Annotated in this window: 9 protein-coding genes and 1 tRNA gene; 5 read left to right on the forward strand and 5 right to left on the reverse strand. The window is 67.2% G+C overall.

The window, feature by feature from the left end; all coding sequences use genetic code 11:
• Positions 1-141: 141 nt before the first annotated feature.
• From B2W70_RS06975 to B2W70_RS06985, 3 genes are all read left to right on the forward strand, one after another.
• Complete coding sequence (locus B2W70_RS06975) at positions 142-2520, forward strand: heavy metal translocating P-type ATPase (RefSeq protein WP_286744171.1); 2379 nt, start codon at positions 142-144, stop codon at positions 2518-2520.
• A gap of 15 nt (positions 2521-2535) precedes the next feature.
• A tRNA-Arg gene (locus B2W70_RS06980) sits at positions 2536-2612 on the forward strand.
• Between the two features lie 67 nt (positions 2613-2679).
• Positions 2680-3345: a hypothetical protein gene (locus B2W70_RS06985; protein ID WP_286744173.1), complete on the forward strand. Its 666-nt coding sequence runs from the start codon at positions 2680-2682 to the stop codon at positions 3343-3345.
• Here the strand turns inward: B2W70_RS06985 and B2W70_RS06990 are convergent, their stop codons facing one another.
• Entirely contained in the window at positions 3346-4116 is a 771-nt protein-coding gene (locus B2W70_RS06990) for an oxepin-CoA hydrolase, alternative type (RefSeq protein WP_286744176.1), read from the reverse strand.
• 205 nt (positions 4117-4321) lie between these two features.
• On the opposite strand from B2W70_RS06990, the gene B2W70_RS06995 reads away from it, so the two are divergent.
• Positions 4322-6073, forward strand: coding sequence for a type IV pilus assembly protein FimV (locus B2W70_RS06995; protein WP_286744178.1), 1752 nt, complete (start codon positions 4322-4324; stop codon positions 6071-6073).
• Between the two features lie 15 nt (positions 6074-6088).
• On the opposite strand, the gene B2W70_RS07000 is transcribed toward B2W70_RS06995, so the two are convergent.
• Genes B2W70_RS07000 through lptF form a run of 4 tightly spaced genes read right to left on the reverse strand, consistent with a single transcriptional unit; the run spans position 6089 to position 9823 of the window.
• Entirely contained in the window at positions 6089-7066 is a 978-nt protein-coding gene (locus B2W70_RS07000) for a CysB family HTH-type transcriptional regulator (protein WP_286744180.1), read from the reverse strand.
• A gap of 26 nt (positions 7067-7092) precedes the next feature.
• Positions 7093-7518: a sirohydrochlorin chelatase gene (locus tag B2W70_RS07005; RefSeq protein WP_286744182.1), complete on the reverse strand. Its 426-nt coding sequence runs from the start codon at positions 7516-7518 to the stop codon at positions 7093-7095.
• 20 nt (positions 7519-7538) lie between these two features.
• The gene (gene lptG / locus B2W70_RS07010) at positions 7539-8705 is read right to left on the reverse strand and encodes an LPS export ABC transporter permease LptG (protein WP_286744183.1); all 1167 of its coding nucleotides are present in this window, start codon (positions 8703-8705) and stop codon (positions 7539-7541) included.
• Positions 8702-9823, reverse strand: a complete 1122-nt coding sequence (gene lptF, locus B2W70_RS07015; RefSeq protein ID WP_286744185.1) for an LPS export ABC transporter permease LptF — start codon at positions 9821-9823, stop codon at positions 8702-8704. The genes lptG and lptF overlap by 4 nt, the downstream gene beginning before the upstream one ends.
• A gap of 41 nt (positions 9824-9864) precedes the next feature.
• Between lptF and B2W70_RS07020 the strand changes: the two genes are divergently transcribed.
• A partial coding sequence (locus B2W70_RS07020; RefSeq protein ID WP_286744188.1) for a M17 family peptidase N-terminal domain-containing protein occupies positions 9865-10583 on the forward strand: 719 nt, incomplete at its 3' end.

Raw genomic sequence — 10583 nt, forward strand, 5'->3', positions numbered from 1 at the left:
CCTTGACACCATGTCAAGGTCAAGCAGTCGTTCACCAGGGTGCGAACATCGCCTGTTTGTCGCCGAGGCCTTGACCTTGACATGGTGTCAAGGTCGAGACTGGCATCATCGCGTTCGAAACGGCTTTTTGCCTGCTGCCCCATGCCCACACCCGAATCCCGCTCAGCGGCCCGACCTGTCGCTCCCAGCGCACGCACCCACCTGGCGGTGCGCGGCATGACCTGTGCCGCCTGTGTCGGACGTGTCGAGCGCGCCTTGCGCAAGGTGTCCGGGGTGGCCGATGCGCAGGTCAACTTTGCCACCGAGACCGCATCCGTGAGCTGGGCCACTGAGGTCGCTCCAGACGAGGGCCTGACTGCCTTGCTGGCTGCGGTCGAGCGCGCGGGTTACCTGGCCCAGTGGCTGGCTCCCGACGAGGCCCCCCAGGAGCTGGTCGAGTCCGCCTGGTCGGTTTGGGGGCCGGTTGCCCTGGGAGCGCTGGCCAGCCTGCCGCTGATGCTGCCCATGCTGTGGGGCGACCATCATTTCTGGCCCGCATGGGTGCAGTTCGCGCTGGCCACCCCGGTGCAGTTCATCCTTGGCGCGCGCTTCTTCAAGGCGGGCTGGGCGGCGCTCAAAGCTGGCAGCGGCAACATGGACCAACTTGTGGCCCTGGGGACCCTGGCGGCCTGGGGGCTGTCGGTGTGGCTTTGGTGGCGGCACGACGGGCACGGTGGCGGGCATGCCCCGGCGCTTTACTTCGAATCATCTGCGGTGGTGATCACCCTGGTGCTGCTTGGCAAGGCGCTGGAGGCACGGGCCCGTCGCCAGACCACCCAGGCCATCCGCGCTTTGCAGGCCCTCAGGCCCGAGACGGTTTGTCGCGTGGGCCCCGAAGGCGAGGTCGAGGTCCCCCTGGCACAGGTGCTGGTTGACGACGTGCTGGTGATCAGACCCGGTGAGCGCGTGCCGACCGACGGGGTGGTCACCGAAGGTCACAGCCACGTCGATGAATCGCTGCTGACGGGGGAGCCGCTGCCGCAGTCCCGAGGGCCGGGAGAGCGACTCAGCGGCGGCGCCATCAACGCGGAAGGTCGGCTGGTGATGAAGGTCACGGCCGTGGGGGGGCAGACCATGCTGTCGGCCATCATCCGCCGCGTGGTCGAGGCTCAGGCAGGCAAAGCGCCCATCCAGCGCCTGGTCGATCGGGTGTCGGCGGTGTTCGTGCCGGTGGTGGCGTTCATCGCCCTGATGGCTGGCGCCTGGGCTTGGTGGGGTGGTTTGGGCGGCGAGGCGGCGCTGATCCGGGCGGTGTCGGTGCTGGTCATCGCGTGTCCGTGTGCGCTGGGCCTGGCCACGCCGGCAGCGATCATGGCGGGCACCGGTGTGGCAGCGCGCCATGGCGTGCTCATCCAGGATCCGCAGGCACTTGAGACCACCCACCGCGTGCAGGTCGTGGCCTTTGACAAGACGGGCACGCTCACGGTTGGCCAGCCGCGCGTGGTGGCATGGGAAGTGGCCTCTGCAAGCGGCACAACTGCGCTGACACGCGATCAGGCCTTGGCCATGGCGGCCGCCCTGCAAAGCGGCAGCGAGCACCCCTTGGCACGCGCCGTGTTGCAGGCCGCGGCCGGCATGTCGGGCATTCCTCGCATGGGCCAACTCACCGCTCACGCGGGGCGGGGAATCGAAGGCACCCTGGAGGCTCCATCGCCAACGGGAGCTCGCCCAGCGCCGCTCGCATCAGGTCAAGAGCGAGTTGCTACCCCGATGGGGCAAGCCAGCGACATGCCCGATGACGTCTGGCGACTGGGCAGCCAGCGCTGGGTGAGCGAGCTCATCCCGGGTGGTGTCGACCCCGATTTGCAGGCGTTGGCCGCCACATGGGCCCGCCAGGGGCGAACCGTGTCCTGGCTCATGCGCAGGGCTGGCGAGGGCTGGCAGGCCATGGCTGCCTTCAGCTTCGGTGACGAGCCCAAGCCCGAGGCCCGTGAGGCCGTGGCCGGCTTGCAGGCCATGGGCGTGCGCACGGTGATGATCTCGGGCGACAACCGTGGTGCGGCCGAGGCTGTGGCGACCGCGCTGGGCATCAGCGAGGTCATCGCCGAGGTGTTGCCTGGCGACAAGGCCGATCACGTCCATCGCTTGCAACAAGGCGAGGGCGGCAAGCGGCGCATCGTCGCCATGGTGGGCGATGGCATCAACGACGCGCCCGCACTGGCCGCCGCCGACGTGGGCATGGCCATGGCCAACCCGCAAGGCGGCACGGACGTTGCCATGCAGGCCGCCGGCGTGACCCTGATGCGCGGTGATCCGCGCCTGGTGGCCTCGGCCATCGAGGTCTCGCGACGCACCACCACCAAGATCTGGCAGAACCTGGTGTGGGCCTTTGGCTACAACGTCATCGGCATCCCGCTGGCGGCCATGGGCGAGCTCAGCCCCATGGTGGCGGGTGCGGCCATGGCCATGAGCAGCGTCAGCGTGGTGCTCAACGCCCTGTGGCTGTCGCGCTGGCGGCCCCGAAATGGGGCGATGGCGTAAACTCGACGGTCAAGACTGCCTGTAGCTCAACTGGATAGAGCAGCTGCCTTCTAAGCAGCAGGTCGGGGGTTCGAGTCCCTCCAGGCAGGCCAGGTATCGCCGATACTGCATGCACGCCTCATGCTGAGCGAGGCACGTCAGGAAGGGCAAGAAATCCGCATGTTCGACGCGATCAAGCGCATGATCGGCTCCACCTCGGCTGGGGACGCCACAGACGAGGGGCAGGTGCTGTCGGCCTGGGCAGAGGCCGAAGGTCACACGTTCAAGCGTGTCAAGGCCAAGACCGGCACGGGCTTCGTCGTCGAAGCGCCGGAGGGCTGGCGTGTGGAGTGGGGTGCCTCTCAGCGCAGCTACATCGCTGGCAAGGAGCTTCGCTTTCGTTGCGACACCGGCGTGGCTTCCGATGTTCAACTGATCATGCTCAGCCGGGCCTTGTCGCTGGTGTTGGAGACCGATGTTTTCAGCCGGTTCACCAACGCCATGCAGACCCAGATCGACAACACCTTGCCGGACGAGATGCGCTGGCTGGCCATGCACCCGCGCGTGCCCTTGAACGATCACGCCGCCCTGGCGCGTCGCCTGGTGGTTTTCAGCAATGCCGAAGCCGTGGCCCGCCGCTGGCTGGACGATTCGGTGCTGTTGCCCCTCGAAGAGGCGGCCGGCAACTGGTGGACGGACACCCTGGTGATGGTGCTGACCATCAACCGTGGCATGCTGACCTTGCGCATGTCCGGAGACAAGCTGCAGCCCCTGCAGCTCAAGCTGGTCGGCGAGCTCTACCGTGTGCTGGCCATGCGTTTGAAGGCCGTGGCCCTGGGCGACTGATCAACCCCGGTTGCGCCGCTGCAGGAAGGCTTCGATGGCTTGGCCTGCTTCAGGCTGGCTGAGGTTGGCCAGGAAGCGCTGCTTTTCTGCTTCGAGGTGCGCGCGCAGTGGCTGGTCGGCCTCGTTGACCAGTTCCTTGAGGCTGGCGAGCACGGTTTGAGGCCTCTCGGCCAGTCGGCCAGCCAGGGTCAGGGCGGTCTCCAGCGACTGGCCGTTGGTGCAGACGGTGTGCACCAGTCCGGCTTCGTGCCAGTCGTGAGCGGATTGGCTGTCGCCCAGCCAGAGCAAGGCCAGCGCACGTTGCCGACCCAGCGCGCGGCGCAGGTGCCAGCTGGCCCCGCCGTCCGACGAGAGGCCAACTTGGCTGTAAGCCATCACGAAGCGTGCGTTGTCTGCTGCCACCAGCAGGTCGCAGGCCAGTGCCAGCGACACCCCACCGCCAGCGGCCACGCCCTCGACGGCTGCAATCACGGGCTTTGGAAAGCTGTGCAGCGCTTCAATCCACTGATGGAAAGCGTCGAGGTTGCGTTCCTGCGCGGCCATGTCATGCACACGTTGGTGGGCCAGCCGCTGCAGGTCTCCACCGCCACAAAAATGCCCGTTGGCGCCGGTGAGCACCACCGCGCGCACATCCGGATGGGTTTCGGCCATGTTCAGGGTTTCCACGCCCGCAGCGTAAACCTGGGGTGACAAGGCGTTGCGGGTGGCGGGGCCATGCAGGCGCAGCACGAGGGTGTTGCCGTGGCGCTCGGTCTGGAGTTCGGTGGTCATGCGGGGGTTTGGCGCGGGCGAGACAAAGGCGTCAATTCGGAGGATGGACGCCACGGCCTGCGTGCTAGAGTCATCTCGAACCCCCATCATGCACCGAATGAACTCATCTAGACGGCTCCTGACTGCAGTCTTGACGCTGACCGTTGGTTGGGCATGGTCGTCTTCCGCTTGGTCCCTGGGGTTGGGCCGACCTGAGAGTCAGGCTGTGCTGGGCGACACCTTGCGTGTCGTCGTGCCCTTGCGCCTGGAAGTCGGCGAGTCCGTCGCGCAAGAGTGCGTGTCCGCCGAGGTGTTCTTTGGTGATGACCGTGTTGCCCCGGGTGCGGTGTCGGTGGCGTTGGAGCCGGCTGAAACCGTGACCGCCGGCATGGGCGCGCGCCTGGTGTTGCGCACCACTGCCTTGATCAATGAGCCGGTGGTCCACGTCCAGTTGAGCGCTGGCTGTCAGGCTCGCATCACGCGCAAGTTCGTGGCCTTGGCCGATCCGCCTGGCCTGCGTTCGGCCCAGGTCAGCCCCGTTGCAGAACCGATGGCTGGCGACGCCGAGGTGATCAAATCCCCCGTGGCCGAAGGCCAGCCCAGGTCGACTTCGCCTGCGCGCAAGGCTGCCCGAGCCGCCTTGAACGCTGATGCGGGCGCGGGCGCACAGCGCTCGCCCTCGACTTCGACGCGCAAGGAGCCACGCCGGGCTCAGCGCACGCAACCCGTTGCGGAGTCCCCGCGCCTGGCGCTCGACCCGGTTGACGCGGACGCCTTGGTTCAGCCCAGCCTGCGCTCGTCCGGGCAAATGGCATCCCCGATTGAAGGCGAACAAGCCGGTGCCGACGTCCAGGCCCGTCGCGAGGCTGCGGCTGCGCTGTGGCGTGCGCTCAACGCCACGCCCGAGGCCATGTTGCGACAACAGCAGCATGTCGAAGAACTCGAGCAGCGTTTGCAGGGCCTGCAGCGTGCGGGCGAGCAGACCCAGCAAAGCGTGGCTGCGCTGCAGTCGCGCATGCAGGCGCTTGAAAAGAAGCCTGTGAGGTCGAGCTGGAGTTGGCCTGCCGTGCTGGCTCTTTTGGCTGGGGCAGGTCTGGCTGCATGGCTTTTGCACGGCTGGGGCGTTCGCCGTGGTCGCCAGCAGGCGGCCGCCTGGTGGAGCCCAGAGACCGGACAGCCTCCCCTCAACCTGCCTGAAAGCGAAGACACGCACAGCAGGCCACACCTGGACGACGTCGAGCACAAGAGCGACGACCTGTTGGGGCCCATCCCTGAGCCGCAGGAGGATGAGCGACTGCCATCGCCACCCGCTGCGAGCCATCGATTCCCAGCGTCACCGGTGTTCGACGCGCCGGCGCCTCGGCCGCCCTTGATGTCGCCGGAGCCCCTCAAGGCCGTGTCCGTTGAGGAGCTGATCGACCTGGAGCAGCAAGCCGAGTTCTTCATCGTGCTGGGACAGGACGAAGCCGCCATCGAGCTGCTGGAGGCCCACTTGGGCGGCCACACACAGGAGATCCCGTGGCCCTTCCTCAAGCTCATGGAGATCTATCGTCGGCTGGGCCGCCGTGCCGATTACGAGCGTGTGCAGGAGCGTTTCAACGCCCACTTCAACGGCCGGGCTCCGACCTGGGCCTCCGACATGGAGCAGGGGCGCAGCCTTGTGGACTACCCCGGCGTGGTCGAGCGTCTGCAGGCACTTTGGGGTGAGCCCACGCGTGCGATGGACGTGCTCGAGATGTCCCTGGTGCACCTGGGTCCCGAGGCCGATGCATTCGACCTGCCTGCCTACCGCGAGCTGCTGTTCCTTTACGCCGTGGCGCGTGACCTGTCAGACCGCGCCGAGCGCAGGCGACCCTCCTCGACCGAAATCGCGCCGCTGACGGCCACCCAGCCCGTGCGCTCGACCCACCTCGACGTGCCGGCGGTGGAGCCGCTGTCCGTTGACCTGGACCTCGACCGACTGGACGACAGGTCCTGAGCGGGGCGTGCCCGATCAGAGTCCGTGGTCCTGGCTCATCTCGGAGGCCAGGCCCGTGGGCGGCTGCATCGCCTGCAGGATGAGTGCGCGGCTCAGGCGGTCTGAAATCAACTCGGCAAAAGCCAGCACGAACTGCCGCAGGTAAGCGCCGCGCTTGAAGGCCAGCCGGGCCATGTTGGGCCCGAACAGGTGGCCCACCGGGCGCCAGACCAGGTCGCTGCCAGGCGCCGACATGGTCGGGTCGTCCTTGACCGCCATCTCTGCCACCAGCCCGATGCCCAGGCCCAGGCGCGTGTAGGTCTTGATGACGTCGGCGTCGATGGCTTCGAGCACGACGTTGGGCGTCAGCCCCCGCTGCAGGAAGGCCTGGTCGATGCGCTTGCGGCCCGTGAACGATGGGTGGTAGGAGATCAATGGCTCGGCTGCCAATTGCTCCAGCGTCAGGCGAGGCACCGAGGCCAGCGGGTGTGAAGGCGGCATGACCACGACGTGCTGCCACTCGTAGCACGGCAAGGTGACCAGGTCCGGGAAGTCACTGAGCGATTCCGTGGCCAGTCCGATGTCGGCGACCTCGTCGAGCACCATGCGCGCCACTTGCTCGGGCGTGCCCTGGTGCAGGCTCACGGCCACCTTCGGGTACTTGCGGCGCAACTGGGCCACCGGCTCGGGCAGCACGTAGCGCGCCTGCGTGTGCGTGGTCGCGATCGACAGCGTGCCGGCGTCCTGCATGGCGTATTCCTCGCCGATGCGCTTGAGGTTGCCCAGCTCGCGCAGGATCACGTCAACGGACTTGAGAACCTCCAGCCCCGGCTCGGTGATGCGTTTGAGCCGTTTGCCATGGCGCACGAAGATGTCCACGCCCAGCTCTTCCTCGAGCTCCATGATGGCTTTGGAGATGCCCGGCTGCGAGGTGTGCAGGGCCTTGGCTGTTTCGGTGAGGTTGAGGTTGCGACGCGCAGCCTCGTGGACGAAGCGGAACTGGTGCAGGTTCATGCGGGCTCCGGTGGGTGCTCTTGGCTTCAGCCCTGAGGCGGTCTTGGCGAGGCGGACCCTGCGAGGGCCCAGGCGGCATCGGCCATGCCCTGGATGAGGATGTCGGTTTCACCCACGGCAGGACACAGGTGCCAGCTCACCTGTGGGTGGCGCTCAGCCAGCTCAGCCATGAGCCTGGGCAGGTCCTTGCGGACGTGGCCGCCAGCACCGAGGAACAGGGGCACCACCGAGACGTCTGTGCAGCCGCGTGCGGCCAGGTCATCGCCCGCTGCGGCGATGTCGGGCGTCATGAATTCCAGGAACGCCAGCGTCACCTCTGGCGGCATGTTGTTCGACTGGCTGGACGAGGCTGGTGCGCGTGCACGCAGCCGCTGAGCCACGGCTTCGAAGGGCAGGGCCCAGTTCGGGTCACGCGCCCCGTGGGCGAACAGCAAGATGCCAGTGCGGGGCATGGGGGCGGGCTCCGTTGGGGTCATTGTCGGCGCACCAGCCAGGCGAACACGCTCATGGACAGCAATGTGTAGAGCAGGCTGGGTGCCATCGCGGCCAGCCAGGGTTGCCAGTTCTGCAACTGGCCCAGGTGGCTGGCGATGTGGTTGACGAGGATGAAGCTGATGCCCAGCATGATGCCGCCGAAGATCTTCAGGCTCATGCCGCCGCTGCGCGCGTGCAGGTAGGCGAAGGGCAGGGCCAGGGCGATCATCACGAAGCAGACGAATGGGTAAACCAGCTTCTTCCAGAACTGCATCTCGTAGCGCTGGGCGGCCTGGGCATTGAGGTCCAGGTGACGGGTGTAGCGCCACAGCGCCAGCACCGACATGCTTTCCGGAGGCAGCACCGATGCCGTCACCACCACGGGGGTCAGGCTGCTGGCCCATTCCATGTGGTCCTGCTTGCGCTCGTCGATCACCTTGGTGCCGGCCAGGGCGGCTTCTTGTGTGAGCCGCTCGTGCGACAGCCAGCGCGTGTCGACCACGTCCGTGAGCTGCCAGACCGAGCCATCGTCCACGCCTGGCGCCGGGTTGGGGATCACGCGGGCCGAATTGGCCGACAGCCGACGCTTGAGTTGGCCGTTGGCGTCGAACTCGAAGATGCGCACCTGGCCGAACTCGCCCTCGCTGATGGCGCTGCCCACGTTGACGGTGAAGGTGTGCGTGCCTTGGCCTGGCACCTCGCGCTTTTCACGCAACCAGGTGCCGGCGCGGCCCAGCGTGACCTGCTGATCGGTGCTGAAGGCTGCGCGTTGGCGCGTGAGTTGCTGCTCGGCCATGGGCACCAGCCAGTTGCCGATGGCGGCCACCAACAGGGCGGCCATCAACCCCAGCATGGCCAGCAGCCTCAAGGCGCGGGCCGGACTCAGGCCGCCGGTGCGCAGGATGGTGAACTCCGAGGTCTGAGCCATGCGCGCCAACGCCATGATGCCGCCGATCAGCACGGCGATGGGCATCAGGTCATGCACGTGCCGCACCAGCATCAGCAGGCAGGTGATCACGGCGTCCAGCAGCGTGTAGCCGTTTTGCCCGATGTCTTCCGAGGCCTCGACGAAGTCGATGAAAAAAGCCAGGCCGGAGAAGGCCAATGCCACCAGCATCGTGCGCCAGGCCACCGCGCGGAAAATGAGTCGGCGAACGGTTTTCATGCCTTGACCTCGCCTGAGCTCGCCGAAGCTGGTCGGGGTGTCGCTCGGCCCCGTCGCATGGACCAGCCGCCATCGCGCCACCCAATCACCGCCAGGCTCAACAGCGTCAGCGTGCCGTGCACCACCAGCAGCGCCGTGAGGGCGTCCATGCGTTGGCGAGCCACCCAGTTCTGGCTCAGGCTGAGCAGGTTGAAATAGACCACGAAGACCAGCAGGGCGTAGACCAGGTTCCAGTTGCTGTTGCGGCGCGTGTTGCCTGCGGCCAGGCTCAAACCGGCCAGCACCATGTTGAAGGCCGCCCAGATCAGGCCCACGCGCCAGACCATCTCACCCTGCGCCTTGGGGTGGCTGAGCAGGGCCAGCGCAGGGGTGGACATCGATCGCAGGTCGGGGCTCACGTCGGGCGGGGTGATCTTCTCGCCCACGCGGATGCGGGCGGTTTCGAAGCGGGACAGGGCTTTTTCGCCCGTGGCCAGGTCGGTCTGGGTGCGCTCACCCTGGTTGAGCACCAGGAAACGTTGCCCGTCCACCACCTCGATCTGGCCCTGGCGAGCGGTCACCACCGACTCCTGGTCGCCGTCCGTGGTCACCATGAAAACGTTGCGGCCGGAGGTCAGCCCGTCGCTGTGGCTGTCGATGAAAAACACGCGTTTGCCATCGGCCGAGACCTGGAACTGGCCCGGTGCCACCCGGGCCATGTCGGAGCGCTGCTCGTAGCGCACCTTGAGGATTTGCGTCTGGCTTTGCGCCCAGGGGCGCGCCACCAGCGAGGCGGCAGCCACCAGCAGCAGCACCGGCCAGGCCATGCGCAACAAAGGCTTGAGGAAATGGAATTGCCGCGCGCCGCTGGCCTGCCAGACCACCATTTCGCTGTCGCGCCAGATGCGGCTGAGCGTGGCCACCACCGACACGAACAAAGCCAGCGCCAGCACGATGGGCAGCTGCCCGATGATGGTGTAGCTCAGCACCAGGCCCACGTCGGTGGGCGCGAGGTTGCCTTTGGTGGCCTGGCTGAGGATGCGGATGAGCACCATGGTCAGCAACACGGTCAGCAGCACGACCAGCGTGCCACTGAAGCTGCGCCAGAGCTCTCGGCGGATGGAGGAATCGAATAACATCGGATGGATCGATCAACCCGCGCATTATGGACTTGCACCGCATGGACTACCGTTCTTCCGTCGCCCAGGGTTCGGCCCTCTCCCAAGTCAACGCCGATGCGCTGCTGCTGGTGCTCACGCCCGAGCACAGCCAGGCGGCCGATCCGGTGCTCGACGCCCTGATCCAGGACGCCGTCAAGGCCGATGACCTGGCGCTCAAGGCCGGTCGAGCCCTGTACCTGCACCGCCCGCGTGGCGTGCAGGCTGCTCGCCTGGTGCTGACGGTGGCAGCCGACGCCAAGGCCAAATCGTTCAAGTCCGCCGTGGCCAAGGGCCTGGCGCTGCTCAAGGACGGCGGATCAGGCCACGTGGCCATCGCTGCAGCCGAGGGCCTGATGCTCGATGCCGACCACGCCCGATGTGCCGTGCTGACCGTGGCCGATGCCACCTACGTTTTCCGCCTGACCAAACCCAGTGCCCCCAAGGCCGGCGCGCTGAAAAAAGTCACCCTGCTGAGCCCGGCCGAGCAGGCCGCCGCCGTCAAGGCAGGCATCCAGCAAGGCCAGGGCATTGCCGAGGGCGTGACCCTGGCGCGCGAGCTGGGCAACCGCCCGGCCAACCACTGCACCCCCTCCGACCTGGCCACCGAGGCCCGCCGCCTGGCCAAGGCCAGCAAGCTGATCAAGGCCGAGGTGCTGGAGCGCCCGGCGCTCGAAAAGCTGGGCATGGGCTCGTTCCTGTCGGTCACCAATGGCTCGGCCCAACCGCCCAAGTTCATCGT

Origin of the sequence: Aquabacterium sp. UBA2148, from assembly GCF_002328915.1 — a bacterium.
Lineage (GTDB): Bacteria > Pseudomonadota > Gammaproteobacteria > Burkholderiales > Burkholderiaceae_C > Aquabacterium > Aquabacterium parvum.

What these genes read in the sequence shown, in the direction of transcription:
- B2W70_RS06975 (WP_286744171.1), top strand. Translation starts at nt 142, where the DNA reads ATGCCCACACCCGAATCCCGCTCAGCGGCCCGACCTGTCGCTCCCAGC.
- B2W70_RS06985 (WP_286744173.1), top strand. Translation starts at nt 2,680, where the DNA reads ATGTTCGACGCGATCAAGCGCATGATCGGCTCCACCTCGGCTGGGGAC.
- B2W70_RS06990 (WP_286744176.1), bottom strand. Translation starts at nt 4,116, where the DNA reads ATGACCACCGAACTCCAGACCGAGCGCCACGGCAACACCCTCGTGCTG.
- B2W70_RS07000 (WP_286744180.1), bottom strand. Translation starts at nt 7,066, where the DNA reads ATGAACCTGCACCAGTTCCGCTTCGTCCACGAGGCTGCGCGTCGCAAC.
- B2W70_RS07005 (WP_286744182.1), bottom strand. Translation starts at nt 7,518, where the DNA reads ATGCCCCGCACTGGCATCTTGCTGTTCGCCCACGGGGCGCGTGACCCG.
- lptG (WP_286744183.1), bottom strand. Translation starts at nt 8,705, where the DNA reads ATGAAAACCGTTCGCCGACTCATTTTCCGCGCGGTGGCCTGGCGCACG.
- lptF (WP_286744185.1), bottom strand. Translation starts at nt 9,823, where the DNA reads ATGTTATTCGATTCCTCCATCCGCCGAGAGCTCTGGCGCAGCTTCAGT.